This is a genomic window from Mumia sp. zg.B17 (assembly GCF_019550915.1).
In the GTDB taxonomy this organism is placed as follows: Bacteria; Actinomycetota; Actinomycetes; order Propionibacteriales; family Nocardioidaceae; genus Mumia.
The window spans coordinates 416,845-442,040 of sequence record NZ_JAHWCI010000008.1 but is presented as its reverse complement, the minus strand read 5'-3'; the positions used below and the strand labels follow the sequence as shown (position 1 = coordinate 442,040).

The following is a 25,196-nucleotide window of genomic DNA, read 5'->3' as shown; positions in this document are numbered from 1 at the left end:
CGTGACACCGTACGCTCGGCGCGTGGACCCGGAGGACGAGCAGGCACCGGTGGTCGGCGTGGGGCACTGGGAAGGCCCGTGGCCCGACGACCCGCGGCTCGACCCTGACCTGCTGCGCGAGGGCGACCGGCGCAACGTGGTCGATGGCTACCGCTACTGGACGGTGGAGGCGATCGTCGCCGACCTGGACACCCGCCGGCACCCGTTCCATGTCGTCGTCGAGAACTGGCAGCACGACCACAACATCGGCTCGATCGTGCGGACGGCCAACGCCTTCGGGGCCGCAGAGGTGCACGTGGTCGGGCGGAGGCGGTGGAACCGGCGCGGCGCGATGGTCACCGACCGCTACCAGCACGTACGCCACCACCCCGACGTCGACGACCTGGTCGCGTGGTCGCAGGGTGCGGGCGTGCCGCTGGTCGCGATCGACAACGTGGAGGGATCGCGGCCCATCGAGCGGGCGCTGCTGCCACGGGAGTGCGCGCTGGTGTTCGGCCAGGAGGGGCCGGGGCTGTCGCCGGACCTTCTCGCCGCTGCCGAGGCTGTCCTCGCAATCTCGCAGTTCGGCTCGACGCGCTCCATCAACGTCGGCGCGGCTGCCGCGGTCGCGATGCACGCCTGGATCCTCCAGCACGCCGAGATCGGCGATTGACCGCTCGGGCGTCGGCGGGCGTCCTCGACGGGTCCTAGGCTCGGGCCCATGCCCCGCAGACTGGTCGTGGTCGGAGGGGACGCTGCGGGCATGTCCGCGGCGTCCACCGCAAAGCGCGCGCTCGGCGACGCGATCGACGTGCTCGTCCTCGAGCGGCAGCGGTGGACGTCGTACTCGGCGTGCGGCATCCCCTACTGGGTGGCCGGCGACGTCGCGACGGCCGACGACCTGGTGGCCCGAACCCCCGAGGAGCACCGCGCCAACGGCATCGATGTGCGCACCGGCTCGACGGTCACCGAGCTCGACCTCGATGCCGGCAAGGTCGTCGCCCTCACGCCGGACGGCACGCAGTCCTTCGGCTACGACGAGCTCCTGATCGCCACCGGCGCGGAGCCGATCCGTCCCGACGTGCCCGGCGTCGAGTCGCGAGGGATCCACGGGGTCCAGACCCTGACCGACGGGCGCCGGGTGCTCGACGCGCTCGAGACCGACCCCAAGCACGTCGTCATCGTCGGGGCGGGCTACATCGGGGTGGAGATGGCCGAGGCATGCGTGCGCCGCGGCCTGGAGACGGTGGTCGTCGGCAAGCACCCGACACCGATGCCGACGATCGACGACGACCTGGGCGAGCTCATCGCCGCGGAGATGCGCGCCGACGGGATCGACGTACGCACCTCCGTCACCGTGACCGGCTTCGAGGACGACGCCGAGGGGCGGGTGCGCGCCGTCGTCACCGACCAGGGTGCGATCCCGACCGACCTCGTGATCCTCGGCGCCGGCGTGCGCGCGCGCACCGAGCTCGCGGCCGGGGCTGGGCTCCCGACAGGGATCAAGGGCGCTCTCCCGGTCGACCCGCGCGGCCGCGTCGACGCCGAACGCCACGTCTGGGCGGCCGGTGACTGCGTCGAGACCCGCAACCGGGTCAGCGGCCGCGCGGCGTACGTCCCCCTCGGCACCCATGCCAACAAGCAGGGGTGGGTCGTCGGACGCAACCTGGCCGGCGTCGACGTCGCCTTCCCCGGTGTGCTCGGGACGGCGATGACCAAGGTCGTGACGCTGGAGATCGCGCGGACGGGCCTGGGTGAGCAGGAGGCCGCAGACGCCGGGTTCGACGCGCTGGCCGTCCGGATCGACGCGACGACGAGTGCGGGATACATGCCCAACGCGCGCTCGATGACGGTCAAGGTCGTCGCCGAGCGCTCCACCCACCGGCTCCTCGGCGCCCAGATCGTCGGGAGGGAGGGCGCGGCACTCCGGATCGACTCCTTCGCGCTCGCGCTGTGGAACGAGATGACCGTCGACGAGCTGATGATGACCGACCTCGGCTACGCGCCCCCGTTCGCGTCGGTCTGGGACCCGGTCCAGCAGGCCGCGCGCGCGCTGGTCAGCCGGCTCGGGCCACGGGCCTGACACGGCGGGCGGGTGGTGGGCGATAATGACCACACCGCCTGATGGTGGCAAACCAGCACTGGTCGATGAGGAGTCAGCATGCCTGTCGCAACGCCCGACGTCTACGCCGAGATGCTCGACAAGGCGAAGCGTGAGTCGTTCGCCTACCCGGCGATCAACGTCAGCTCGTCCCAGACCCTCAACGCGGCTCTCGCCGGGTTCGCGGAGGCCGAGAGCGACGGCATCATCCAGATCTCGACCGGCGGCGCCGACTACCTCTCGGGACCGACCGTCAAGGACATGGTCGCCGGCTCGCTGGCCTTCGCCGCGTATGCGCAGGAGGTCGCCAAGAACTATCCCGTCAACGTCGCCCTCCACACCGACCACTGCCCGAAGGACAAGCTCGACGGGTTCGTCCGCCCGCTGCTGGCGGCGTCGACCGAGCGGGTCCAGCAGGGCGGCCTTCCCTATTTCCAGTCGCACATGTGGGACGGCTCGGCGGTGCTGCTCGACGAGAACCTCCAGATCGCGGAGGAGCTGCTCGCGGCGTGCGCCGCAGCCCACGTGATCCTGGAGATCGAGGTGGGTGTCGTGGGCGGCGAGGAGGACGGCGTCGTCGGCGCGATCGACGACAAGCTCTACACCACGCCGTCCGACGCGCTCGCCACCGTCGAGGCGCTCGGCACCGGCGAGAAGGGCCGCTACCTCACCGCCCTGACGTTCGGCAACGTGCACGGCGTCTACAAGCCCGGCAACGTCAAGCTCCGCCCGGAGGTCCTCGACGCCGCTCAGAAGGCCGTCCAGGAGAAGTACGGCATCGAGCGCGCATTCGACTTCGTCTTCCACGGAGGCTCCGGCTCGACCGCCGAGGAGATCGCGGAGGCGGTCTCGTACGGCGTCGTCAAGATGAACATCGACACCGACACCCAGTACGCGTTCACGCGTCCCGTGGCCGACCACATGTTCCGCAACTACGACGGCGTCCTCAAGGTCGACGGCGAGGTCGGCAGCAAGAAGCAGTACGACCCGCGTGCCTGGGGCAAGGCCGGCGAGGCCGGCATGGCTGCCCGGGTCGTCGAGGCCTGCCAGCACCTGTCGTCGACGGGCACCAGGATCGCCTGACCGACCGGAGCCGGCGGCGGGCGCAGCGCTACGGTGAGCCCATGACGAACCTCTTGGGAGAGCCGCCGGAGACCCTGCTGCCCGCCGACCCGGTGGCCGACGCCGACGGGACCCCCCAGGAGCTGGCCCGCGACAACCCGTCGTCGAGCCTCGCCTGGGCGCTCTGTGCGGAGGAGGCCCTCGCCGACGGCGAGGACGTGACGGCGTACGCGTTCGCGCGCACCGGCTACCACCGGGGCCTGGACGCGCTGCGACGCAACGGCTGGAAGGGCCACGGCCCCATCCCGTGGGGACACCCGGGCAACCAGGGCTTCCTCCGGGCGCTCGCCGACCTCGCGGAGGCCTCCGAGCGGATCGGCGACCTCGACGAGGCCCACCGGTGCCGGGAGTTCCTCCGGGAGTCGAGCCAGGAGGCGTACGACGTGCTCGTGCTCGGCGGGCGCGCCGGCGAGGAGTAGGAGACCCCGGACGAGGCAACAGTGGCCGCGGACTAGAGCCATCCCCCGGTAGACTCCGTCGCGGCCACTGCTACCCGACCATTGTCACCCTCAAGGGGTCACACCGCAATATGTCTGATTCGGACAGTTCTAGTCGGTCTCAGCGCCCCGCTTGATCCCGGCTGGGAGCAACATCCGGTAGGCGCCCGGGACGACCGTCCAGGTGCGCTCCCGCAGCCCGTCACCCGTCTCCCCGTCGGCATTCCACGACATCGCCTTGCCCGAGATGGTGACCGACCTTCCCCGCGTGGTCACGACGTCGTCGCGGTCGGTGTGCGAGCCCCTCATGAGCCTCACGCCGTAGGCGATCCGGCGGTGCATGGGGTTGGCCCGCGACACGGTCACGTCCAAGATCCCGTCCGTGGGGTCGGCCTCGGGGAGCAGCGGCGCCCCGCCTCCGACGTATCGGCCCACCCCCACCGCGACCTGCACCACGTCGTCGTGGCGCACCAACGACCTGCCGTCGACGACGACGCTCAGCCGCGCCGGAGAGCCGAGGAGCCCGGCCTTGAGTGCGCCGACCACGTATCCCGCGGGGCCCAGCCGTCGCTTCCAGGGCTCGGCGTCCTTGCCCGCCTGAGCGCCGACGCCCACGTGGACGGCGTTGACGACCACGTGGTCGTCGTCGTCGATGGCGATGTCGTGCGGAGTCGGCGTCGCCCCGAGGAGGCCCTGAGCCACCTTCTCGGGGTCCTCGTCGAGACCGACCGTGCGGGCGAAGTCGTTGCCGGTTCCCATCGGGACCAGCGCCAGCGTGGCGGTCGAGAGCCGGTCGAGCGTCCACAACCCCTGGACCGTCGCGTGGAGCGACCCGTCACCACCGGCGACCACCACGACATCGACGTCGGGGTGCGAGACGAGCGCCTCCGCCAGGTCCTCGGCGTCGCTGGTGCGGGCCACCTCGACGGTCCAGGAACGGCGGAGCGTCTCCAGGATGCGCTCGAGCACCTCGTCGTCGGAACTCCCGGCGTCGGCGTTCGCGATCAGCAGTGCGGCGGTCATGGAACGAGGTCTATCACCGTGGGGAAACTCCGTCCGAGGGCGAGGCCGATAGACTCCCACCGTAAGAGCCCCTCCCGTGGGGCTTGTCGTATGTTGTCAGGTGGTGCGCCTCCCATGCCCGCAGTCGTGATCGTCGGAGCCCAGTGGGGTGACGAAGGGAAGGGCAAGGCGACCGACCTGCTCGGCAGCCGCGTCGACTACGTCGTGAAGTTCAACGGTGGCAACAACGCCGGGCACACGGTCGTGATCGGCGACGAGAAGTACGCGCTCCACCTCCTCCCCAGTGGCATCCTCACCCCCGGCTGCATCCCCGTGATCGGCAACGGCGTCGTGGTGGACATCGGTGTCCTCTTCGAGGAGATCGACGGGCTCGAGGCCCGCGGCGTGGACACGTCGCAGCTCAAGGTCAGCGCGAGCGCGCACGTCATCCCCGAATACAACAAGGTGCTCGACAAGGTCACCGAGCGATTCCTCGGCTCCCGCAAGATCGGCACCACCGGGCGGGGCATCGGCCCCACCTACGCCGACAAGATGAACCGCCAGGGCATCCGCGTCCAGGACATCTTCGACGAGAAGATCCTCACCCAGAAGGTCGAGGGCGCGCTCGAGCTCAAGAACCAGATCCTCACCAAGGTCTACAACCGTCGCGCCGTCACCGTCGAGGAGGTTGTCGAAGACCTTCGCTCGTACGCCGACCGGCTCGCGCCGTACGTCGCCGACACCACGCTGCTCCTCGACTCGGCCATCGTCGACGGCAAGATCGTCCTGCTCGAGGCGGGCCAGGCGACGATGCTCGACGTCGACCACGGGACGTACCCGTTCGTCACGTCCTCCTCGGCCACGTCCGGAGGTGCGGCGACCGGGTCCGGGATCGCGCCGACCAGGATCGAGCGCGTGATCGGGATCGTCAAGGCCTACACGACGCGTGTCGGCGAGGGGCCGTTCCCGACCGAGCTCTTCGACGAGTCCGGCGAGTTCCTCCGGGAGCAGGGTGCCGAGTTCGGCACGACGACGGGACGCCCGCGTCGTTGCGGCTGGTACGACGCGGTGATCGCGCGTTATGCGGCGCGCATCAACGGGGTGACCGACTTCGTCCTCACCAAGCTCGACGTCCTGACCGGCCTGGAGACGATCCCTGTGTGCGTCGCCTACGACGTCGATGGAGTGCGGCACGAGGAGATGCCGGTCAACCAGACTGACTTCCACCACGCCGTCCCGGTGTACGAGGAACTGCCCGGCTGGAGCGAGGACATCTCCGGCGCGCGCTCGTTCGAGGACCTTCCGCCCACCGCTCAGGCGTACGTCCGCCGTGTGGAGGAGCTCTCGGGAGCCCGGATGTCGGTGATCGGCGTCGGTCCCGGTCGCGACCAGGCCATCGTCTGCCACGACCTGATCTGAGTCAGGCGCCGCCTGGCTCCGGGCCGGCGGCCACTAGGGTGGGGGCCCGTGAAGACCCTCGTGATCGGGACCGGCGGCCGTGAGCACGCCCTCGCCCTCGCACTCTCCCGTGATCCATCGGTCGCCGAGGTGCACGCCGCGCCGGGCAACCCCGGCATCGCGCGGATCGCGACGCTGCACGACGTCGACCCGATGGACGGCGAGGCGGTCGCCGAGCTCGCGGTCTCGGTCGGCGCGGACCTCGTCGTCGTCGGTCCGGAGGCTCCGTTGGTGGCCGGCGTCGCCGACGCCGTCCGCGCGCGGGGCATCGCGGTGTTCGGTCCGTCGGGGGAGGCTGCGCAGCTCGAGGGATCGAAGGCGTTCGCGAAGCAGGTGATGGCCGCTGCCGAGGTCCCGACCGCGGTCGCGCACGTGTGCACCGACGCCGACCAGGTCGCCGCGGCGCTGGACGCGTTCGGTCCGCCGTACGTGGTGAAGGACGACGGCCTGGCCGCGGGCAAGGGCGTCGTGGTCACCGACGACCGGCAGGAGGCGGTCGAGCACGCGGCCGGGTGCGGGCGGGTGGTCGTCGAGGAGTACCTCGACGGGCCGGAGGTCTCGCTCTTCGCGCTGTGCGGCTACAGCGAGGCCGAAGGCGCCACGGTTGTGCCGCTCCAGCCGGCGCAGGACTTCAAGCGCGCCTACGACGACGACGCCGGCCCCAACACCGGGGGCATGGGGGCCTACACGCCGCTCCCGTGGGCGCCTGCCGGGCTGGTGGACGAGGTCACCCGTCGCGTCCTCCAGCCCACGGTGGACGAGATGGCGCGGCGCGGCACCCCCTTCTCCGGGCTCCTGTACGCAGGACTGGCGCTGACCTCTCGCGGACTGAAGGTCGTCGAGTTCAACGCGCGCTTCGGTGATCCTGAGACCCAGGCCCTGATGGCACTGCTCGTGTCGCCGATCGGTCCGCTGCTCCACGCCGCCGCGACGGGCACCCTCGACGAGGTCCCGGCGCCACGGTGGCGTGACGGTGCGGCGGTCACGGTCGTCGTGGCCGCCGAGGGCTATCCCGTGTCGCCGCGCAAGGGCGACAGGATCCGCGGGGTCGAGGAGGCCGACGCGCTCGAGGGAGTCGACGTCATCCACGCGGGTACGGCGCTGGACGCCGCCGGGCAGCTGGTGACCGCGGGCGGGCGCGTGCTCGCCGTCACCGCCTCCGGCCCCGATCTGGACGCGGCGCGGCGACGGGCGTACGAGGCCGTCGACCTGATCACGATCGACGGCGCTTTCTCCCGCCGCGACATCGCCGCGAGGGCCGCCGGAGCCTGACTTCGGGTGCCGTGCCAGGGGCCGCGGTCGGTGCTTGACTGGGGAGATGTCAGTCACCGGAGAGTATGAACCCAGCCCTTCCGCGCGTGTCCGCAAGCACGTCGAGGAGATGGAGACGACGGGACGGCCCACGGAAACGCCGCTGGGTCTCCCCATCGTCGTGATGACGTTCCAGAGCCGCCGGTCCCACAAGGTCCACAAGACGGCGGTGATGAAGGTCGAGCACGACGGGTCGTACGCGCTCGTGGCGTCGAAGGGCGGTGCTCCTCAGCACCCGCAGTGGTACCACGCGCTGACGCTGCATCCCGACCTCGACCTGCAGGACGGCACGGAGAAGTACGCGATGCGGGTGCGCGAGCTCCACGGCGACGAGCGCGCGCAGTGGTGGGAGCGGGCGGTGGAGGCGTACCCGCCGTACGCGGACTACCAGCGCAAGACCGATCGCGAGATCCCGGTCCTGCTGGCCGAGCCCGTCGCTCGTTAGCGGTCCGCCCCGCTCATTCGCCGAGCAGCTCCTGGAGGGCCGTACGGTAGCGACGGTAGGCCGACCGTCCGCTCGAGGTGAGCGAGTAGGACGTCCCTGAGCCTCGCCCGCGCCCACTCTTGTGCACCTTGATGTAGCCGGCCCCCTCGAGCGCGGACATCTGCTTCGACAGGTCCGACTCCGTGAGCGTGAGGTGCTCGACGAGGAACCGGAACGTCACCTGGTCGGAAGCGGTGAGGACGGCCATCGCCGCCAGTCGCTTGGGGGCGTGGATGACGGGGTCGAGGTCGGCGAGGCTCACGCGAGACGCTTCTTGGTCGCCGCTGCGGCTGCCACGTAGGCGCGCTCGTACCACCACAGGCCGGCGGCTGTGGTGACGAACCCGACCACCGCGCACACCCACCAGGGCGCGACTGCGACCGTGAGTGCGTTGAGGGCCAGCACGACCGCCGCACCCACGGCATAGAACCCCATGACGCGCCGGATCTCGGGCGGCTTCTTGCGGAACAGCGAGGGCGTCGCGCCGTGGTAGCTCTGGTACCAGGCGACGTAGACACCGAGGAGTGCCGAGAGCCCGATGATGCCGACGACGGCCACGATCTCGGCGGGCCGGCTGTCGCTCCGGCCCAGGCGGACCAACGCCGCGAGTGAACCGCCCCAGAGGGCGGCTGCGGGGAGGAACCACCGAGGGGTCGGTCGGAAGTCGGTGTAGGGCGCGGCCTCGGCGCGCTCGAGGGTCCGGAGCTGGGCGCGGATCTCGTCGTCACTTTCCATATCGGAAACCTATCAGGTTACTTTCCACTTGTGCAACTAGAAAGCAAGGGAGGCAGTCTCTCTCGGAGCGGTTCGGACTCGCACGGCCTACCTGGGACACTGGGAGGCGTGACGACTCCCAACGTGCTTGCCCTGCGCTACGCCTCGCCCGAGATGGTTCGCCTCTGGTCGCCCGAGCACAAGATCGTGCTCGAGCGCCGACTCTGGATCGCGGTCCTCGAGGCGCAGCGCGACCTCGGCATCGAGACGCCCGACGGCGTGATCGAGGCGTACGAGGCCGTCGTCGACCAGGTCGATCTCGCGTCGATCGCCGCCCGCGAGCGGGTGACCCGGCACGACGTCAAGGCGCGGATCGAGGAGTTCAACGCCCTCGCCGGCCATGAGCACATCCACAAGGGCATGACCTCGCGCGACCTCACCGAGAACGTCGAGCAGCTCCAGGTCCGCTCGTCGCTCGCGCTCGTCCGCGACCGCGCCGTGGCCGTCCTCTCGCGGCTGGCTGAGCGAGCCGCGGAGTACGAGGCGCTCGTGATGGCGGGACGCAGCCACAACGTCCCCGCGCAGACCACGACCCTCGGCAAGCGCTTCGCGACCGTCGCCGACGAGATGCTCGTCGGCACCCGCCGGATCGAGGAGCTGATCGCGCGCTATCCGATGCGTGGGATCAAGGGCCCCGTCGGCACCGCCCAGGACCAGCTCGACCTCCTCGGCGGCGACCGTGACGCGCTGGCCGCACTCGAGCAGCGGGTCGCCGACCACCTGGGCTTCGAGAACGTCCTGACCAGCGTCGGGCAGGTCTATCCGCGCTCGCTCGACTTCGACGCGGTCAGCGCCCTCGTCCAGCTCGTCGCAGGCCCGTCGAACCTCGCCACCACCGTGCGACTGATGGCCGGCAACGAGCTCGTCACCGAGGGGTTCAAGCCGGGTCAGGTCGGCTCCTCGGCGATGCCGCACAAGATGAACTCCCGCTCGTGCGAGCGGGTCAACGGTCTCGCCGTGGTCCTCCGCGGCTACCTGTCGATGATCGGTGAGCTCGCCGGTGACCAGTGGAACGAGGGCGACGTCTCGGACTCGGTCGTACGCCGCGTCGCGCTGCCGGATGCGTTCTATGCCGCGGACGGGTTGTTCGAGACGTTCCTGACCGTGCTCGACGAGTTCGGAGCGTTCCCGGCGGTGGTGCAGCGCGAGCTCGACCGCTATCTCCCGTTCCTCGCGACCACCAAGGTGCTGATGGCCGCGGTCCGGCACGGCGTCGGGCGCGAGGTGGCGCACGAGGCGATCAAGGAGCACGCGGTGGCCGTCGCGCTGGAGATGCGGGAGAAGGGTGCGAGCGAGAACGACCTGTTCGGCCGGCTCGCCGCGGACCCCCGGCTCGGACTCACCGAGTCCGACCTCCGCGCCCTCGTCGCCGAGCCGCTGTCCTTCACCGGCGCGGCCGTTCCGCAGGTGGAGTCGGTCGTCGCGCAGGTGGCGCAGCTCGTGGAGCGCTATCCCGACGCTGCCTCGTACGCCCCCGGTGACATCCTCTGACCTGCGGCGAACGTGAACTGAGGCGAAAGGCTGAGGCATCGCGACCACCCCGGTGGTCGCGATGCCTCATCCTTTCGCCGATTCTCTCGTCGCGGTCAGCTGCTGGCGCGCATCGCCTTCGCGCCGACGACCAGGCCAAACGCGCACGTGATCGTCGCAGCGACTGCGCCGGCGACCGCGTCGCCGTCCCAGGTGCCCGCGATCAGGGCACGCTCCGCGTCGACGACGTACGTCAACGGGTTGACCTTGGAGGCGACCTCGAGCCATCCCGGTGCGCCGGTGAGCGGGAGCAGGATCCCGGCGAGCAGCATCAGCGGGAACAGCAGTGTCTGCTGGACGCCCCAGAACGCCCACTGGTTCTCCTTGACCGCGAGCGCCAACGCGTACGACAGCGCGCCGAGCCCGACGCAGAACACCGACAGCACCGCGAGCCCGACGACGAGTCCGGCGACGTCGGGACGGAAACCGAACGGCACCGCGACGCCGACGATGACCAGCGCCTGCACGATCGTCGGGACGATCTCCTTCAGGGCGCGTCCGATCATGAGCGACGAGCGGGACAGCGGGCTGACGAGAGTGCGCTCGTGCGAACCGGTCTGCATCTCGACCTGAAGGTTGGAGCCGGTCGTGGAGGTGCCGAACAACGCCAGCATCACGATCACGCCCGGCACGAACCACTGGAGGGTGTCGGCCGTCGACTGCCCCGACGAGGCCACGAGCAGCGGTGTGAACAGCCCGAGGAAGAACAGCGGCTGGATGATCCCGAAGACGATCGAGAACGGGTCGTGGGCGACGGGACGCAGCTCGCGGCCGAAGACGAGCCCGATGTTGTGGAGCTGGCTGGGCGGCCGGCTGGTCGCCGCCGGGGCGGACGTCGTACGGGGGTGGGTGTCGAGGGCGGTCATGCCGCCACCTCCTCGGTGGTCTGGGTGATCGGGTCGGTACGGAGGTCGGTGCGGCCCTCGCGCAGGCTGCGGCCGGTGAGGGCGAGGAACACGTCGTCGAGCGTCGGTCGCGCCACCTCGACGGTCGCCGGCGCGATGCCTGCGCCCGTGAGGTCGGTGATCAACGCGCTGACGTGGCCGGCGCCCCCGGCGACCTCGAGGTCGACCGAGGTGCCGTCGTGGGCGAGCTGCGCTCCCGGGAACGCCGCCGCCGCCCGCTCGGACGCGCGAACCGCGTCCTCCACGCGGGGGAACGTCATGGCGATCCGGTCCCCGGCGTGCTCGGCCTTGAGAGAGTCGGGCGTGTCGTCCGCGACGACCTGCCCGTGGTCGATCACGACGATCCGCTCGGCCAGGGCGTCAGCCTCGTCGAGGTAGTGCGTCGTGAGGACGACCGTCGCCCCGTGCTTGCGTCGCAGGTCGACGACGTGCTGCTGGAGGTTCGCACGGTTCTGCGGGTCGAGCCCGGTCGACGGCTCGTCGAGGAACAGGAGTCCGGGCGAGTGGATGAGGCCCATCGCGATGTCGAGCCTGCGCCGCTGTCCGCCTGACAGTGTCATGACCTTCCTTGTCGCCTGCTCGCTCAGGGCCAGTGACTCGAGCAGCTCGCCGGCGCGGCTGCGCGCCTCGCCCCGCGACATCCCGTACGCCCTGCCGCTGACGACGAGCTCGTCGATCACGCGCTGCGAGTGGCCGGCGCTGTTGCCCTGGCCGATGTAGCCGATCGCACGGCGGACGGCGTGCTGGTCCGTCGTCACGTCGAGCCCGGCCACGCGGGCCGAGCCGGACGTCGGTGCGAGCAACGTGGTCAGCATCCGAAGCGTCGTCGACTTGCCCGCGCCGTTCGGTCCGAGCAGCGCGACCATCTCGCCGTCGGCGATGTGGAGGTCGAGGTCCTTGACCGCGGTGACGGTCTTCTTGCCGGAACGGAACTCCTTGGTGAGTCCCCGGGTGTCGATCATCGTGTCCATGGACCTACCGTCTCGTGGCTTCCGGACAGGTTTTGTCCTGATTCAGCCTCTAGGCTGAGAAACATGGCGGGATCGAGTGAACGCATGCTGCGGCTGCTGTCTCTGCTGCAGACCCATCGCTACTGGACGGGCCCCGAGCTGGCAGGTCGGCTCGAGGTCAGCGAACGCACGCTGCGACGCGACGTCGAGCGGCTGCGCGGGCTCGGCTACCCGGTGGACGCCACGCGTGGCGCCGCCGGGGGCTACCAGCTGCAGGCCGGCGCGTCGCTCCCACCGCTGCTGGTCGCCGACGACGAGGCGGTCGCGATCGCGGTGGGGCTGCAGGCGTCGGCCGGCACGGGGACGAGCGCGTTCGACGACGCGGCCGTCCGCGCGCTGAGCAAGATCGTGCAGGTCATGCCACCGCGGCTGCGCCGGCGGGTGAAGGCTCTGCAGGACTACACCGACCGGGGCCCGATGTACGGCCCGTCGACCGATGCGGTGCTGCTCTCCGTCCTCGCGCAGACGTGCCGCGACGACGAGCGTCTCGAGATCGTCTACCACCGCGCCGACGGTGAGCGGAGCCGTCGTACGGTCGAGCCGCACCGCCTGGTCTCTCGTGGTCGCCGTTGGTATCTGGTCGCGTACGACCTCCAGCGTGGCGACTGGCGCACCTTCCGGGTCGACCGGATGTCCGAGCCGCGTGCGACGGGTGTCCGGTTCCGTCAGCGCGAGCTGCCCGCTCCGGACGCGGCGACGTTCGTCAGCGAGAAGATCGCTGCACTCCGACCGACCAGCGACGTGTCGTTCGTGGTGCGCGCGCCGGCCGAGAAGGTGGCCGACGTCGTCCGCTGGTGGGGCACGGTCGAGCCCGACGGCGACGAGCGGTGCCGCGTCACGATGAGCGTGGACACCCTGGACTGGGTGGTGTTCGTGCTCGCGGCGGTGGGTGCCCCGTACGAGCAGGCCGAGCCCGCCGCTCTCGCCGAGCACCTGCGCCGTACGGGGGAGATGCTCGCTGGCCCCCGCTGACGGTCGTCAGGTCGGGTCAGGACTCCCGCTTCTCGCGGGCGGCCTCGAGCACGCGCTCGCTGTACGGGCGGGTGTCTCCGACCGCCGCGAGCGCCCGCCACAGGACCCACGCCGCGACGAGCGCCGCCAGGGCGAGGGACCATCCGGTCGGTGCGCCGAGCGTCGGCGCGATGGCCGCGAGGACGGTGGCGTCGGGTCCACGGACGACCGCCCCGACCGCCCCGGGAGGCAAGGCGCCCATCGGGCTGGTCACCAACGGCCCGTCGAAGCGCGGTGGCGCCGACGCGGCCGAACGGACGATGCCGCTGCCGATCGCCACCGTCAGCACGATCCCCGTCACCACGGAGGCGTCAGGGAGGAGTGCGGTGACGCCCGCTGCCCACAGGGCGCACACGACGACGCCCGGCACGGCGAGCCCGACCAGGAGCGCCATGTCGTCGATCCCGAGTGCCCGCCGCAGACCGGGCGAGCGCCAGACGATCCGCAGGGACGCGGTGGTCCACCGGGTCGCCGCATAGCCGACGACAACCGCCAGCAGGGTCGTCACCGAACCAAGACCGGTCGCCGCGCCGAGCTCCACGACGACCGCGGCTGCCGCCAACGCGAGAACCCGCCGGGGCGAGCGGCCGAGCCGCATCGCCTCGCGCGCGACGACGGCGCCGAAGCCTCGACCGATCCCGCGCCACGAGCGGCGCGCGCCGAGCAGACGGTAGCGGCGCGCGGTGAGCACCTCTCCCACCAACGACGGATCGAGCCCGTACGCCGCACCGGACAGCCCGGCGACCAGCGCACCACCGGGCTGGACGTCCGCGCGAGTCAGCCGGCTCACCCGCGTCGATGCGAGCACGACGGCCACGAGGCCCAGGACCACCAGGCCGCCGGCGACCAGGCTGGCGGACGACCGCTCGACCGACACCTGCCAGGACCACCCGAGCGCCACTGCCGCCGCGAGCACGACGGCCACGGCGAGCAGCAGGTCACCCACCACCGCGACCGTGCGACGGGCGCCGGGGTGCGGCTGAGCGGCGGTCGCGGCGGCGGTGGCGAGCAGGCCCACCCCCGCTGCCCCGACCAGGACCGTCACGACCGTCGCCGCCGAGGCGGTCGTCCCCGTCATCGCGAGGCCTGGCAGCGCCACGGTCGTCACGACCGCCACGCCCACGGCGGCGGCGAACGCGCGGCGGAGGAGGCCGCCACGGGCCACCGGGGTCGCGAGCACCCACTGGCCGAACGCGGCGTCGCTCACCACCGGACCGATCGAGGCGAGCGCCCGGAGGACGACGCCGACCGTGCCGACGGCGGCCACCACCGGCAGCTCCTCGCGGACGACCCCGCACCCCGCGGTGGGGCAGCCGAGCAGCTCGTGGTGGACCTGGGCGATCGCCGCACCGACGACGACCCCGAGCATGAGGAGCGAGAAGATCGCGACGTACGCGTCCTCCGCGACCTGCAACCACGTGCGGTTGGCGTGGGCTCGGCGCACACGCGTCAGCCGCCGACGCATCGCGCGCGGCGACGGGACGGGCTGCGCCGGGGCGACCGAGGTGGTCACGCGCCGAGCTCGAGCACGTCGTCTCCCACGGCTGCGGCGAGGTCCGGGTCGTGGGTCGCCATCACGATCGCGGCACCCCCGCGCTTGTCGTCGAGCAGGCGGTTGGCCAACCACTCCTGGCCGTCGGTGTCGAGGCGCTGCTCCGGCTCGTCGAGCACCAGCAGCCGGTACGGCCGGACGAAGGCCGTCGCCAGGGCGAGGCGCTGCCGCTGGCCGGACGACAGCGTGCCGGGGAACTGGTCGCGCACGGCGGCGATGCCGACCGCCTCCAGCACCGCCTCCGCCCGATCCGGCGGCTGGCCGTGGGCGCGAGCAAGGAGGTCGAGATGCTCGAGGACGGTGAGGTCGGGGAAGAAGTCCAGGTCACCGAGGACGGTGGCCACGTCCGCACGGAACCGCGGGTCGGACTCGTCCACGCGGCGGCCGTCGTACGACACCGTGCCCGACGTCGGCGGGTCGCCGACGAGGCAGCGCAGGAGCGTGGTCTTGCCCGACCCGTTCGGGCCACGCAGCACCAGGCAACGACCGGCCCGGACGTGGAACGTCACGTGGTCGAAGACGACGCGGTGCCCGTAGGCGTGCTGGAGATCGTCGACCGAGACCAGCGGGGGAGGTGTCTTCTTCGACTTGCGGCTCACCGCGTCAGTCTGCCACCGGCTTCCGAGGCGCCCGGCGACGCCGTCGACGCTCGACAGCCGTCGGCCAGAATGGGAAGGTGAGCGGGCGCTCAGTCGCTCACGCCCCCTGCTCCAGGAGCCCGCATGGCCGAGATCCACGGCACGTACGACGACCGTTTCCAGCCGCTGGTCGATGAGCTCGCCCGACGCGTGGACGCCGGCGAGGAGGTGGGAGCCTCTCTCGCCGTCGTGCAGGACGGCCGCCTGGTGGTCGACGTCTGGGGAGGCCATGCCGACGCCGGACGGACCACGCCGTGGGTCGAGGACACCGTCACCAACGTCTGGTCGTGCACCAAGACGGTGACCGCGCTCGCCGCCCTCGTGCTGCACGACCGCGGGCTGCTCGACGTGCACGAGAAGGTGGCGACGTACTGGCCGGAGTTCGCTGCGAACGGCAAGGCCGACGTCGAGGTGCGTCACCTGCTCGCCCACACCTCCGGCGTCGCGGCCATGGACCCGCCGTGCGTCGTCGAGGACCTCTTCGACTCTCGGCGCGCGGCGGAGAGGTTCGCCGCACAGGCACCCTGGTGGGAGCCGGGGACGGCGTCCGGCTACCACGCGATGAACTACGGCCACCTCGTCGGTGAGGTCGTACGCCGGGTCACCGGCCAGACGCTCAAGGAGTTCGTCGCCGCGGAGATCGCCGGCCCGCTCGGTGCCGACTTCACCATCGGGTTGCCGCGCGACGCGTACGACCGCGTGAGCGACATCATCGCCCCGACAGGTGTGGAGTTGCCTCCCGGCGTGCAGCCCGGTCCGCTCGCGATGCAGACGCTCGGCGGCCCGCCGCTGCACGCGAACGTCGCGCTCACCGATGCCTGGCGCAGCGCCGACATCGGTGGGGCGAACGGCCACGGCAACGCTCGGTCCCTCGCGACGATCCAGTCGGCGGTGAGCCACGACGGCATCGCCGTCGGCGGGCACAAGCTCCTCGGTCCGGAGACGATCGAGCTGGTCTTCGACGAGCAGGTCGAGGGTCGCGACCTCGTGCTGGGCGCGCCGCTCCGATGGGGCATCGGCTATGCCCTCGTGGACCGGGCGACACAGCCGTACCTTCCTGACGGTCGGATCTGCCACTGGGGAGGGTGGGGCGGCTCGTACGTCGTGAACGATCTCGACCGCCGGGTCACGGCGACGTACGCGATGAACCGGATGAGCAACGGCCTGCTCGGGTCGCGCCGCGGCGAGGGCTACCTCCGCGCGGTGTACGCCTGCCTGGACGCGTGACGTTCACGCGCCGAGGAGCTTGCGGAGCAGGTCGACCAGGCGGTCTCGCTCGTCGCTGGTGAGGCGTGCCGTCGCGTCGGCCTGCGCGGCGGCGAGGATCCGGTCCAGCGCCCCGAGCCGCGTGCGGCCGGTGGGGGTCAGTGCGATGAGGTTGCGGCGCCGGTCCTCCGAGTCGGGCTCGCGCACGACCAGCCCCTCGTTGCCGAGGATGTCGAGCAGGCGCACCATGTCGCTGCGGTCGACCCCGATGCTGTCGCTGAGCGCCGACTGGCTCATCGGTCCGCGCTCGTCGAGAGCGACGAGGACGGCGTAGTGGCTGCGGTGCGCGCCGGCTTCGCCGAGTGCTGCAGCGACGATGCGGCCGCTCGCCGACGCCGCCTGTGCGAGGAGCCAGCTCGGGAGTGCGGTCATCCGTCGAGGGGCATGGGCGAGATCCATGGCAGCAGGGTACTCGGAGTCATGGGTTGAACGAATCATGGGTATGGCCTATCGTTGGATATCCCAACGAATGACAGGGCCGCCCATGACCACCACTCCGACCACCCGTGACTCCCACACCGACCGCGTTGATCTCGTCGACCTCGTCTCGCGCCTCGGCCGGTGTCTCGACACGCGTGACTTCGACGGCCTGCGAGACGTCTTCGCACCGGACGGGCGCGTCGTCACGCTCGGCGGCACCGCGGAGGGGCACGACGCCCTCGTCGCGCAGGCTGCGCGGAAGCACTCGCAGGGCAACGTCTGGCACAGCGTGACCGGGCACGTGATCGACCTCGACGGCGACACTGCGACGATCCGGGCGAACCTGCTGGTCGCCTTCGCCGAGGGCGTCGCAGACCCGGCGCCGTTCCTGCTCGGGGAGGTCTACGACATGGAGGCACAGCGCGGCGACCGGGGCTGGCGGCTCACACGCATGAGCGCGACACCGGTCTGGTCGCTCAACAACCGGTTGCCCGCGGCCTGAGGTCGAGCGAGCCCTAGGCTGGCACCGTGACCGCCCCGTACGCCGTCCCCGGAGCCACGCACGTCTACTCCGGCAAGGTCCGCGACCTCTACGAGCTCGACAACGGCAACCTGCTCATGGTCGCCAGCGACCGGATCTCGGCGTACGACCACGCGCTCGACCCGCCGATCCCCGACAAGGGCGAGATCCTCACGCGGATGTCGCTGTGGTGGTTCGACCAGCTCCGCGACGTCGCGCCCAACCACGTCATCTCGACCGACGTGCCCGACGTCGTCGCCGGCCGCGCGATCGAGGTCGAGCGGCTCGACATGGTGCAGGTCGAGTGCATCGCCCGGGGCTATCTGACGGGCTCGGGGCTCAGCGACTACCGCGCCACGGGTGTCGTGTCGGGCATCGTGCTGCCCGACGGGCTCACCGACGGCTCCCCGCTGCCCGAGCCGATCTTCACGCCCAGCACGAAGGCGGCCTACGGCGGCCACGACGAGCCCATCTCGTACGAGCAGGTTGCCGGTCTCGTCGGGGAGGACCTCGCGGCGCAGCTGCGTGACCTCACGCTCGAGGTCTACCGCCGCGGTGAGGCGATCGCCCGTGAGCGCGGGATCATCGTCGCCGACACCAAGATCGAGATCGGCCTGCGGTCCGACGGCACGCTGGTCCTCGCCGACGAGCTCCTCACCTCGGACTCCTCCCGGTTCTGGCCGGCCGACCGGTGGGAGCCCGGCCACGTCCAGCCGTCGTACGACAAGCAGTTCGTCCGCGACTGGCTGACCTCGTCCGAGTCGGGGTGGGACCGCGCGGGAGACTCGGCCCCGCCGCGGCTCCCCGACGACGTCGTCGAGAAGACGCGCGCCCGCTACGTCGAGGCGTACGAGACCCTCACGGGCGAGACCTTCTAGTTGCGTTCCCGTCACGTCTGCCGCCCTCTCGGACCGGCTCGACGTGTTCCATGTCACTCTTGGGGCACCCGCACCGGCCGGTAGCCCCGCGGCTCCCCGGTGCAACCCCTGACGGACACCACGAACAGGAGCACTGCGGTGAGCAACCTGGCCTCCCTTCTCGAACGCTCGGCGACGTCGTACCCCGAGCGGGCCGCGATCGTCTTCGGTGACATGCGCCTGACCTACCCCCAGGTCGACGCGGCCGCGAACCAGGTCGCCAACCTGCTGGCGTCGCGTGGCATCGGCCGCGGCGACAAGGTCGCGCTGTCCTGCCCGAACCTCCCGTACTTCTCGGTCGTCTACTACGGCATCCTCAAGGCCGGTGCGACGGTCGTGCCTCTCAACGTCCTGCTCAAGGGGCGCGAGGTCGCGTACCACCTCGGCGACTCCGACGCGCGGGCGTACTTCGCCTTCCAGGGGACGCCCGAGCTGCCGATCGGTCAGGAGGCGTGGGACGGCTTCAACGCGACCGAGGGGTGCGAGCACTTCTTCCTGATCACGGCCGACCCGACTGCTCCGTCGCCGATCGAGGGCGCGGAGACCTTCGGTGCCGCGGTCGGCAACCAGCCGCCGACGTTCGACACGGTCGAGACCGCCGACTCCGACACCGCGGTGATCCTCTACACCAGCGGGACGACCGGTCAGCCCAAGGGTGCGGAGCTCTCGCACTCCAACATGATCAGCAACGCCCTCATCGGTGACCGGCTCTTCGGGGCCGACGCGGACGACCCGCACGTCTACCTCTGCGTGCTCCCGCTGTTCCACTCGTTCGGGCAGACGGTGATCCAGAACTCGGGCTTCGCCTATGGCGGCACCATCGTGATGCTCCCGCGCTTCGAGGCGGAGGCGGCGCTCCAGCTCATGGTCAAGGAGGGCGTGACCTTCTTCGCCGGCGTCCCCACGATGTACTGGGGGCTCCTCGGCGCACTCGAGGGGAGCGACGTCACCGCCGAGCAGGTCGCCCGTACGTTGAAGACGGCTGCCGCCGGCGGGTCGTCGCTCCCGGTGGAGATCATCAAGGAGTTCACGGCACGCTTCGGCATCGACATCCTGGAGGGGTACGGCCTCTCCGAGACCTCTCCGGTCGCCAGCTTCGCTCCGCTGGGCCAGCCCCCGCGTGCCGGGTCGATCGGCACCCCGATCCCCGACGTCGAGATGAAGCTCATCGACCCGGAGTGGAAGGAGATCACCGAGGTCGGCGAGATCGGTGAGATCGCGATCAAGGGCCCGAACGTCATGAAGGGCTACTACAACCGCCCCGAGGCGACCGCCGAGGTGATCAAGGACGGGTGGTTCCGGTCGGGCGACCTCGCGAAGAAGGACGAGGACGGCTACTACTACATCGTCGACCGCGCCAAGGACATGATCATCCGCGGCGGCTTCAACGTGTACCCGCGCGAGCTGGAGGAGGTGCTGATGTCGCACCCGTCGGTCTCGCTGGTCGCGGTCGTCGGTGTGCCGCACGACAGCCACGGCGAGGAGGTCAAGGCCGTCGTCATCAAGAACCCCGGCGACGAGACGACCGAGGAGGAGCTGATCGCGTGGGCCAAGGAGCAGATGGCGGCCTACAAGTACCCCCGCATCGTCGAGTTCCGTGACCAGCTCCCGATGACGAGCACCGGCAAGATCCTCAAGCGCGAGCTCTGACCCGTACGCCCCGTCCCCGCACGCCCCGTCCGCGTTTCGATGGGTTCCGGTCGCTCTCCCGGTGAGAAACCGACCGCAACCCCTCACAACGGGGACGGGGCGGCGACGGCGGCCCCGCTAGACTCGGGGCCGGAAACCCGTACCGCCTCCCAAGGAGTGCCACCGTGGCTCGTGTCGTCGTCGACGTCATGCCCAAGCCCGAGATCCTCGACCCCCAGGGCAAGGCGGTGCACGGTGCGCTCGACCGCCTCGGATTCGCCGGGGTCGCCGACGTCCGTCAGGGCAAGCGGTTCGAGCTGGAGGTGGAGGGCGAGATCACCGAGGAACGCCTCGCGGAGATCCGCAACATCGCCGAGACTCTCCTCTCCAACCCCGTGATCGAGGACTTCGCGGTCCGGATCGAGGAGTCGATCGTGCCCGAGGGCCCGGCCGCATGAGAGTCGGCGTCGTCACCTTCCCCGGCTCGCTGGACGACATCGACGCCCAGCGTGCCGTACGCCTCGCCGGTGCCGAGCCCGTCGCGCTCTGGCACGGCGACCACGACCTGCGGTCCGTCGACGCGGTCGTGCTCCCCGGCGGGTTCTCGTACGGCGACTACCTCCGCTGCGGCGCCATCGCCCGCTTCGCGCCGGTGATGACCGAGGTCGTCGCGGCGGCGCACGAGGGCATGCCGGTTCTCGGCATCTGCAACGGCTTCCAGATCCTGTGCGAGTCGCACCTCCTCCCCGGAGCCCTGATCCGCAACGACCACCGCAAGTTCGTCTGCCGCGACCAGCGGCTCCGCATCGACAACGCCGCCACCGCCTGGACCAGCGCGTACGAGGCGGGCGACGAGGTCGTCATCCCGCTCAAGAATGGTGAGGGTGGCTTCGTCGCCGACGACCTGGTGCTCGACGTCCTGGAGGGCGAGGGGCGTGTGGTCGCGCGCTACGTCGGCGACAACCCCAACGGCTCGATGCGAGGCATCGCCGGGATCACCAACGAGCGCGGCAACGTGGTGGGCCTCATGCCGCACCCCGAGCACGCGGTCGAAGACCTGTGCGGCCCGGGCACCGACGGGCTGGGCTTCTTCACGTCGGTGCTGACCGCGCTCGTCAGGTAGCCGGGCGACCAGCGTCGTACGAAGGAGCATCATGGTGCAGGCAGAAGCCAACGTCGAGGTCGTGGACAACGCCGACGACAGCCGGTACGACCTCCTGGTCGACGGCGAGCTCGGCGGGACCATCGTCTACCGGGACCCGCGTCGCGGTGTGCGCCAGCTCGTGCACACCGAGGTGAAGCCCGAGCTGAGCGGGCGTGGCCTCGCCGCGGTGGTCGCGAAGGCCGCTCTCGACGACATCCGCGCCAAGGGCTGGAAGGTCGTCGCGACCTGCCCCTACATCGCCTCCTACGTCGGCAAGCACCCCGAGTACGAGGACCTGGTCGAACCCCGCTGACCCGTCCCGGACGTGGATCCCGGCGTTCGATTCGCGGAGCGTCCCCGATCGGGTGAGGATCGGAGAGCCCCCGAACGACGTCGAAGAGCCGCACTCGGGGGTCTTGTCCATGATCACGAAGCTCGTCCTGTGGACGGTCACCGCATCGGTGGTCGCCACGCTGAGCCTCGTGGGAGGTGCAGGGAAGGGGCCGACCGGTGATCCTGCGGAGAGCCTGGAGCGCATGCTCGTCGCGATGGGCAGCGCTGACTACGAGGCCGCGTGCGAGATGATGGCCCACCGTCAGGGCCCGCTCGCCGACGATGCTCGCTCCGAGTGCGCCGAGACGATGCGGGTCTACGCCGAGGGGATCAGGCCCGGCGCCGTACGCCGGCTGCGCGACGTGGAGGTGTCGGAGGTCCCGGCTCACGGCTCGCGGGTCGAGATCCCCGGCGCCGACATCGTCGGTGCTCCGGCTCCCTTCAGCGAGGACGTCTACGAGCTGGTCCGTGTCGAGGACAAGTGGTACGTGGTGGCGGGCTGACGTGCGAGCTTCCCCCGAGCGCTCCGTCCCGAGACCCCTGGTGGTCCTGGCCGCGCTCGTCTTCGCGGCGACCGGGGTCGCCCTGATCACGCTCGCTATCGGGCTCGGCTCGGTCGGAGTCGACGGGCACGGTGCGGCTTCCGCGTCGGTGGCCCCTCCGCCGAGGTCACCCACGGCCGCCCTCGAGCAGATGCTCACCGCGTTGGGCCGCGAGGACGTGCGTGCGGCGTGCGAGGTCGCGGCGCCGGACGGCTTCCCGATCAGGTCGCGGGAGGCGCTCGCACGGTGCGAAGGTCAGCTGCGCGACCAGCTCGACGACCTCGATCGTCGCCTCCTCGCGGCATACCGCGGGATCGAGGTGCGGGGCGCGCGCGTGGACGGCAACAGCGCGACGGTGCACCCGCGCCAGATCGCCGGTGCTCCGGTCAGCATGGGCAACGCGGTGTTCGCCCTCGTCGAGGCCGGCGGGGTCTGGTACGTGATCGTCTGAGGCGGTGGTCCGTCGATCGGGATCGGCGACATGAGGGGCGGCAACATGGGCCATCCTGAAAGGATGTTCCTCCGCACTCCCCGCCTCCCGAAGAACGTCGCGCTCCTCGGGCCGGCGTTCGTCGCCGCGGTCGCGTACGTCGATCCGGGCAACGTGGCCACGAACGTCACCGCGGGGGCGACATTCGGGTACACGCTGGTGTGGGTGGTCGTCCTCGCGAACGCGATGGCGGTCGTGGTCCAGTACCTGTCCGCCAAGCTGGGCCTGGTCACCGGGCGGTCTCTCGCGACGCACATGGGTGAGACGCTCCCGCGCCCGGCGCGGATCGCCTACTGGCTGCAGGCGGAGGCCGTCGCGATCGCCACCGACGTCGCGGAGGTGGTCGGCGGCGCGCTCGCGCTCTACCTTCTCTTCGACCTCCCGCTGGTCTCCGGCGCCCTCGTGACCGTCGCCGTCTCGATGGTGGTCCTGCGGGTCGGCGACCGGTTCGGGCAGAGCGCGCTCGAACGCGTCGTGATGGCGTTCCTGCTGCTCATCGCGGTCGGGTTCACCGCCGGTCTCGTGGTCGCCCCGCCGGAGCCCGCCGCCGTCGCCGAAGGGCTCGTGCCCACCTTCGCCGGGACGGAGAGCGTGCTGCTCGCGTCCGCGATCATCGGGGCCACGGTGATGCCGCACGTGATCTATCTGCACTCCGGACTCACCGCCGGGCGGCTCGGGCGGCGTGGCGAGCGCCGGACGGTCTCCGAGCTGCTCGCTGTGACGCGGATCGACGTGGTGGTCGCCCTCGTCATCGCCGGCTCGCTGAATCTCGCGTTGCTCCTGATGGCCGCGTCGAGCCTGTCCGGCCTGGAGGGGACGGACACGCTCGAGGGGGTGCACGCCCTGATGACCTCCGAGCTCGGGTCGGGTGTCGCGCTGCTCTTCGCCGTGGCGCTCCTGGGTTCTGGCCTCGCCTCGACCTCGGTGGGGTGTGCGGCGGGCGCGGAGGTGATGCACGGGCTGCTCCGCATCCGCGTGCCGGTGGTCGCCCGGCGGATCGTCACGGTGATCCCCGCGCTGGTGATCCTCGTGCTCGGGGTCGAGCCGTCGTGGGCGCTGGTGGGCTCACAGGTCGTGCTCTCGATGGGCATCCCGTTCGCGCTGGTGCCCTTGCTGTGGCTCACCGCACGACCCGCGGTGATGGGAGAGGCGGTCAACCGGCGGATCACGACGGCGCTCGCTGCCCTGGTCGCGACGTTGGTGATCGTGCTCAACGTGGCGCTCCTGGTGCTGACCTTCGCCTGAGACCACACCGGCGTCGGGGAGACAGCACCGGTTGTCGGCGGTCCGCACTAGGCTCCCCGCCATGGATCAACGGGTCAGCTTCCTCACTCTGGCCGTGGCCGACGTCGCTGCGAGCCGCACGTTCTTCGTCGACGGTCTGGGCTGGACGGCGAGCCTCTTCGTCCCCGGGGAGGTGCTGATGATCAAGGTCGCCGACCGGGTCGTCCTGTCACTGTGGGACCGCCGTGCGTTCGAGGAGGAGGTCGGGCCGATCGCGACAGGCGGCGGCTTCGCGCCGATGACGCTCGCGCACAACGTCGCCACCCCCGCCGAGGTCGACGAGGTCCTGGAGGAGGCCGTCGCCGCCGGAGCAGCTCTCCGCTCGCCCGGCACCCGGCGGGAGTGGGGCGGCTACAGCGGATACTTCCTCGACCCTGACGGCTACGCGTGGGAGGTCGCCTACAACCCGGGCGAGATCGGGCGCGACCTCCTGCCCTGAGACGGTCTCTTGGCCCCGCAGTTAGGGTGCCTGACATGAGCATCGTGGCGCAGCCGGAGTCGTCCGCCACCAAGGGCCGGCGCGCCCCTCTCGCGTTCGAGGTCGTCTCCAGCGACCGGCTCACCCGGCACATCCAGCGTGTCGTGCTCGGCAGCCGTCAGTTCGACGAGTTCGCCCGCAGGTTCGGTGGATTCACCGACTCCTACGTCAAGCTCGTGTTCCTCGTCGACGGTGTGGACTACCCCGATCCGCTTGACCTCGACGTCGTCCGTGGCTCCTACCCGCCCGAAGCCCAGCCCGTCGTCCGGACCTACACCCTCCGCAGGATCGACGTCGAGCACTGCCGCATCACCATCGACTTCGTCGTCCACGGTGACTCCGGTGTCGCCGGCCCCTGGGCAGTCCGAGCCGTGCCTGGCGACGTGCTGCACCTGACGGGCCCTGGAGGCGCGTACGCCCCGGACCCGTCCGCCGCGTGGCACCTGCTTGCGGGTGACGAGGCGGCGCTGCCCGCGATCCAGGCCGCGCTCGAGGCGATGCCTGCCGGCGCCCGGGTCCACGCCTACGTCGAGGTCGACGGTCCCGAGGACGAGCAGCCGGTGGTCTCCGAGGCCGACGTGACGCTGACGTGGTTGCACCGTGACGGAGCGCCCGCCGGCACCACCACGCTCCTTGCCGACGCCGTCCGCGCCCATGACTGGGCGGCCGGTGAGCCGCACGTGTTCGTGCACGGCGAGTGCGGTCTTCTCAAGCAGCTCCGCTCCTACCTTCTCCATGAGCGGGGCGTGCCGCGCGAGCGACTCTCGCTGTCGGGCTACTGGCGCTGCGGCGAGACCGAGGAGGGCTTTCGGGCCTGGAAGAGCGCCCAGCCCAAGGTCTGACACGGCGCCTGGGCCGT

General features: G+C 71.0%; 29 protein-coding genes. 21 read left to right on the top strand and 8 right to left on the bottom strand.

Translation table 11 applies throughout. The annotated features are described in order from the left end of the window. Positions 1 to 22 precede the first annotated feature (22 nt). The 4 genes from KV097_RS15450 (at position 23) to KV097_RS15435 (ending at position 3,621) form a co-directional block, all read left to right on the top strand. Positions 23 to 652 (top strand): TrmH family RNA methyltransferase, encoded by a 630-nt coding sequence (locus KV097_RS15450; RefSeq protein WP_308289453.1) that lies wholly within the window; start codon positions 23 to 25, stop codon positions 650 to 652. 48 nt (positions 653 to 700) lie between these two features. After that, entirely contained in the window at positions 701 to 2,062 is a 1,362-nt protein-coding gene (locus tag KV097_RS15445; protein WP_220366361.1) for an FAD-dependent oxidoreductase, read from the top strand. A 78-nt stretch (positions 2,063 to 2,140) separates the two neighbouring features. Continuing rightward, on the top strand, positions 2,141 to 3,163 hold the full coding sequence (fbaA, locus tag KV097_RS15440) for a class II fructose-bisphosphate aldolase (RefSeq protein ID WP_220343216.1): 1,023 nt from the start codon (positions 2,141 to 2,143) through the stop codon (positions 3,161 to 3,163). Positions 3,164 to 3,204: 41 nt separating this feature from the next. Then, positions 3,205 to 3,621: a DUF3151 domain-containing protein gene (locus KV097_RS15435; RefSeq protein ID WP_220345950.1), complete on the top strand. Its 417-nt coding sequence runs from the start codon at positions 3,205 to 3,207 to the stop codon at positions 3,619 to 3,621. A 129-nt stretch (positions 3,622 to 3,750) separates the two neighbouring features. Here the strand turns inward: KV097_RS15435 and KV097_RS15430 are convergent, their stop codons facing one another. Beyond that, the gene (locus KV097_RS15430; RefSeq protein ID WP_220366360.1) at positions 3,751 to 4,662 is read right to left on the bottom strand and encodes a diacylglycerol kinase family protein; all 912 of its coding nucleotides are present in this window, start codon (positions 4,660 to 4,662) and stop codon (positions 3,751 to 3,753) included. A gap of 114 nt (positions 4,663 to 4,776) precedes the next feature. Between KV097_RS15430 and KV097_RS15425 the strand changes: the two genes are divergently transcribed. The 3 genes from KV097_RS15425 to KV097_RS15415 are packed head-to-tail and all read left to right on the top strand — an operon-like array spanning position 4,777 to position 7,855. Continuing rightward, positions 4,777 to 6,060, top strand: a complete 1,284-nt coding sequence (locus tag KV097_RS15425) for an adenylosuccinate synthase (protein WP_220343219.1) — start codon at positions 4,777 to 4,779, stop codon at positions 6,058 to 6,060. A 48-nt stretch (positions 6,061 to 6,108) separates the two neighbouring features. After that, positions 6,109 to 7,371, top strand: a complete 1,263-nt coding sequence (gene purD, locus KV097_RS15420) for a phosphoribosylamine--glycine ligase (RefSeq protein WP_220343220.1) — start codon at positions 6,109 to 6,111, stop codon at positions 7,369 to 7,371. A gap of 46 nt (positions 7,372 to 7,417) precedes the next feature. Beyond that, positions 7,418 to 7,855 (top strand): nitroreductase family deazaflavin-dependent oxidoreductase, encoded by a 438-nt coding sequence (locus tag KV097_RS15415; protein ID WP_220343221.1) that lies wholly within the window; start codon positions 7,418 to 7,420, stop codon positions 7,853 to 7,855. A 13-nt stretch (positions 7,856 to 7,868) separates the two neighbouring features. Here the strand turns inward: KV097_RS15415 and KV097_RS15410 are convergent, their stop codons facing one another. Together KV097_RS15410 and KV097_RS15405 are read right to left on the bottom strand one after the other, a co-directional pair. Further along, positions 7,869 to 8,156, bottom strand: coding sequence for a transcriptional regulator (locus KV097_RS15410; protein WP_308289452.1), 288 nt, complete (start codon positions 8,154 to 8,156; stop codon positions 7,869 to 7,871). After that, positions 8,153 to 8,629, bottom strand: a complete 477-nt coding sequence (locus tag KV097_RS15405; protein WP_220343222.1) for a hypothetical protein — start codon at positions 8,627 to 8,629, stop codon at positions 8,153 to 8,155. The genes KV097_RS15410 and KV097_RS15405 overlap by 4 nt, the downstream gene beginning before the upstream one ends. Before the next feature lie 108 nt (positions 8,630 to 8,737). Between KV097_RS15405 and purB the strand changes: the two genes are divergently transcribed. Further along, complete coding sequence (gene purB / locus KV097_RS15400; protein ID WP_220366359.1) at positions 8,738 to 10,159, top strand: adenylosuccinate lyase; 1,422 nt, start codon at positions 8,738 to 8,740, stop codon at positions 10,157 to 10,159. A gap of 95 nt (positions 10,160 to 10,254) precedes the next feature. Here purB and KV097_RS15395 read toward each other — a convergent pair whose 3' ends face one another. Both KV097_RS15395 and KV097_RS15390 read right to left on the bottom strand, forming a co-directional pair. Next, positions 10,255 to 11,064 carry an ABC transporter permease gene (locus KV097_RS15395; RefSeq protein ID WP_220366358.1) on the bottom strand — a complete coding sequence of 270 codons (810 nt, stop codon included), beginning with the start codon at positions 11,062 to 11,064 and terminating at the stop codon, positions 10,255 to 10,257. Further along, complete coding sequence (locus KV097_RS15390; protein WP_308289451.1) at positions 11,061 to 12,074, bottom strand: ABC transporter ATP-binding protein; 1,014 nt, start codon at positions 12,072 to 12,074, stop codon at positions 11,061 to 11,063. The genes KV097_RS15395 and KV097_RS15390 overlap by 4 nt, the downstream gene beginning before the upstream one ends. 63 nt (positions 12,075 to 12,137) lie before the next feature. Here KV097_RS15390 and KV097_RS15385 point away from each other — a divergent pair, with 63 nt between their 5' ends. Then, positions 12,138 to 13,085: a YafY family protein gene (locus KV097_RS15385; protein ID WP_220366357.1), complete on the top strand. Its 948-nt coding sequence runs from the start codon at positions 12,138 to 12,140 to the stop codon at positions 13,083 to 13,085. Positions 13,086 to 13,101: 16 nt separating this feature from the next. Here the strand turns inward: KV097_RS15385 and KV097_RS15380 are convergent, their stop codons facing one another. Both KV097_RS15380 and KV097_RS15375 read right to left on the bottom strand, forming a co-directional pair. Further along, positions 13,102 to 14,637: a DUF6297 family protein gene (locus KV097_RS15380; protein ID WP_220366356.1), complete on the bottom strand. Its 1,536-nt coding sequence runs from the start codon at positions 14,635 to 14,637 to the stop codon at positions 13,102 to 13,104. Beyond that, positions 14,634 to 15,275: an ABC transporter ATP-binding protein gene (locus KV097_RS15375; RefSeq protein WP_301021499.1), complete on the bottom strand. Its 642-nt coding sequence runs from the start codon at positions 15,273 to 15,275 to the stop codon at positions 14,634 to 14,636. Before KV097_RS15375 ends, KV097_RS15380 begins: the two co-directional genes overlap by 4 nt. Before the next feature lie 123 nt (positions 15,276 to 15,398). On the opposite strand from KV097_RS15375, the gene KV097_RS15370 reads away from it, so the two are divergent. Next, positions 15,399 to 16,541: a serine hydrolase gene (locus KV097_RS15370; protein WP_255559665.1), complete on the top strand. Its 1,143-nt coding sequence runs from the start codon at positions 15,399 to 15,401 to the stop codon at positions 16,539 to 16,541. Positions 16,542 to 16,544: 3 nt separating this feature from the next. Here the strand turns inward: KV097_RS15370 and KV097_RS15365 are convergent, their stop codons facing one another. After that, entirely contained in the window at positions 16,545 to 16,979 is a 435-nt protein-coding gene (locus KV097_RS15365) for a MarR family winged helix-turn-helix transcriptional regulator (protein WP_220366355.1), read from the bottom strand. An 85-nt stretch (positions 16,980 to 17,064) separates the two neighbouring features. Here KV097_RS15365 and KV097_RS15360 point away from each other — a divergent pair, with 85 nt between their 5' ends. The 11 genes from KV097_RS15360 to KV097_RS15310 all read left to right on the top strand — a co-directional run bounded on the left by KV097_RS15360 (position 17,065) and on the right by KV097_RS15310 (position 25,179). Further along, positions 17,065 to 17,502 (top strand): nuclear transport factor 2 family protein, encoded by a 438-nt coding sequence (locus KV097_RS15360; RefSeq protein WP_220366354.1) that lies wholly within the window; start codon positions 17,065 to 17,067, stop codon positions 17,500 to 17,502. 26 nt (positions 17,503 to 17,528) lie between these two features. After that, the gene (locus KV097_RS15355) at positions 17,529 to 18,398 is read left to right on the top strand and encodes a phosphoribosylaminoimidazolesuccinocarboxamide synthase (protein ID WP_220366353.1); all 870 of its coding nucleotides are present in this window, start codon (positions 17,529 to 17,531) and stop codon (positions 18,396 to 18,398) included. 138 nt (positions 18,399 to 18,536) lie between these two features. Next, a complete protein-coding gene (locus KV097_RS15350) occupies positions 18,537 to 20,087 on the top strand; it encodes a long-chain fatty acid--CoA ligase (protein ID WP_220366352.1) in 1,551 nt (516 codons plus the stop codon). 164 nt (positions 20,088 to 20,251) lie between these two features. Next, on the top strand, positions 20,252 to 20,524 hold the full coding sequence (purS, locus tag KV097_RS15345) for a phosphoribosylformylglycinamidine synthase subunit PurS (RefSeq protein ID WP_220343233.1): 273 nt from the start codon (positions 20,252 to 20,254) through the stop codon (positions 20,522 to 20,524). Next, positions 20,521 to 21,189 (top strand): phosphoribosylformylglycinamidine synthase subunit PurQ, encoded by a 669-nt coding sequence (gene purQ, locus KV097_RS15340; protein WP_220343234.1) that lies wholly within the window; start codon positions 20,521 to 20,523, stop codon positions 21,187 to 21,189. The genes purS and purQ overlap by 4 nt, the downstream gene beginning before the upstream one ends. A 31-nt stretch (positions 21,190 to 21,220) precedes the next feature. Continuing rightward, positions 21,221 to 21,523: a GNAT family N-acetyltransferase gene (locus tag KV097_RS15335; RefSeq protein ID WP_220366351.1), complete on the top strand. Its 303-nt coding sequence runs from the start codon at positions 21,221 to 21,223 to the stop codon at positions 21,521 to 21,523. A 109-nt stretch (positions 21,524 to 21,632) separates the two neighbouring features. Beyond that, on the top strand, positions 21,633 to 22,046 hold the full coding sequence (locus tag KV097_RS15330) for a hypothetical protein (protein WP_220366350.1): 414 nt from the start codon (positions 21,633 to 21,635) through the stop codon (positions 22,044 to 22,046). Position 22,047: 1 nt separating this feature from the next. Next, a complete protein-coding gene (locus tag KV097_RS15325) occupies positions 22,048 to 22,536 on the top strand; it encodes a hypothetical protein (protein ID WP_220345958.1) in 489 nt (162 codons plus the stop codon). 63 nt (positions 22,537 to 22,599) lie between these two features. Then, on the top strand, positions 22,600 to 23,820 hold the full coding sequence (locus tag KV097_RS15320) for an Nramp family divalent metal transporter (RefSeq protein WP_220343238.1): 1,221 nt from the start codon (positions 22,600 to 22,602) through the stop codon (positions 23,818 to 23,820). A gap of 61 nt (positions 23,821 to 23,881) precedes the next feature. Further along, a complete protein-coding gene (locus KV097_RS15315) occupies positions 23,882 to 24,298 on the top strand; it encodes a VOC family protein (protein WP_220343239.1) in 417 nt (138 codons plus the stop codon). Between the two features lie 35 nt (positions 24,299 to 24,333). Beyond that, positions 24,334 to 25,179: a siderophore-interacting protein gene (locus KV097_RS15310; protein WP_220366349.1), complete on the top strand. Its 846-nt coding sequence runs from the start codon at positions 24,334 to 24,336 to the stop codon at positions 25,177 to 25,179. Positions 25,180 to 25,196: the final 17 nt, after the last annotated feature.

Bases quoted from the DNA above. Each gene is read 5' to 3' on its own strand.
- KV097_RS15445 (WP_220366361.1), top strand. From the start codon at position 701: ATGCCCCGCAGACTGGTCGTGGTCGGAGGGGACGCTGCGGGCATGTCC.
- fbaA (WP_220343216.1), top strand. From the start codon at position 2,141: ATGCCTGTCGCAACGCCCGACGTCTACGCCGAGATGCTCGACAAGGCG.
- KV097_RS15435 (WP_220345950.1), top strand. From the start codon at position 3,205: ATGACGAACCTCTTGGGAGAGCCGCCGGAGACCCTGCTGCCCGCCGAC.
- KV097_RS15430 (WP_220366360.1), bottom strand. From the start codon at position 4,662: ATGACCGCCGCACTGCTGATCGCGAACGCCGACGCCGGGAGTTCCGAC.
- KV097_RS15425 (WP_220343219.1), top strand. From the start codon at position 4,777: ATGCCCGCAGTCGTGATCGTCGGAGCCCAGTGGGGTGACGAAGGGAAG.
- KV097_RS15415 (WP_220343221.1), top strand. From the start codon at position 7,418: ATGTCAGTCACCGGAGAGTATGAACCCAGCCCTTCCGCGCGTGTCCGC.
- KV097_RS15405 (WP_220343222.1), bottom strand. From the start codon at position 8,629: ATGGAAAGTGACGACGAGATCCGCGCCCAGCTCCGGACCCTCGAGCGC.
- KV097_RS15395 (WP_220366358.1), bottom strand. From the start codon at position 11,064: ATGACCGCCCTCGACACCCACCCCCGTACGACGTCCGCCCCGGCGGCG.
- KV097_RS15390 (WP_308289451.1), bottom strand. From the start codon at position 12,074: ATGGACACGATGATCGACACCCGGGGACTCACCAAGGAGTTCCGTTCC.
- KV097_RS15385 (WP_220366357.1), top strand. From the start codon at position 12,138: ATGGCGGGATCGAGTGAACGCATGCTGCGGCTGCTGTCTCTGCTGCAG.
- KV097_RS15370 (WP_255559665.1), top strand. From the start codon at position 15,399: ATGGCCGAGATCCACGGCACGTACGACGACCGTTTCCAGCCGCTGGTC.
- KV097_RS15365 (WP_220366355.1), bottom strand. From the start codon at position 16,979: ATGGATCTCGCCCATGCCCCTCGACGGATGACCGCACTCCCGAGCTGG.
- KV097_RS15360 (WP_220366354.1), top strand. From the start codon at position 17,065: ATGACCACCACTCCGACCACCCGTGACTCCCACACCGACCGCGTTGAT.
- purQ (WP_220343234.1), top strand. From the start codon at position 20,521: ATGAGAGTCGGCGTCGTCACCTTCCCCGGCTCGCTGGACGACATCGAC.
- KV097_RS15335 (WP_220366351.1), top strand. From the start codon at position 21,221: ATGGTGCAGGCAGAAGCCAACGTCGAGGTCGTGGACAACGCCGACGAC.
- KV097_RS15330 (WP_220366350.1), top strand. From the start codon at position 21,633: ATGATCACGAAGCTCGTCCTGTGGACGGTCACCGCATCGGTGGTCGCC.
- KV097_RS15320 (WP_220343238.1), top strand. From the start codon at position 22,600: ATGTTCCTCCGCACTCCCCGCCTCCCGAAGAACGTCGCGCTCCTCGGG.
- KV097_RS15315 (WP_220343239.1), top strand. From the start codon at position 23,882: ATGGATCAACGGGTCAGCTTCCTCACTCTGGCCGTGGCCGACGTCGCT.
- KV097_RS15310 (WP_220366349.1), top strand. From the start codon at position 24,334: ATGAGCATCGTGGCGCAGCCGGAGTCGTCCGCCACCAAGGGCCGGCGC.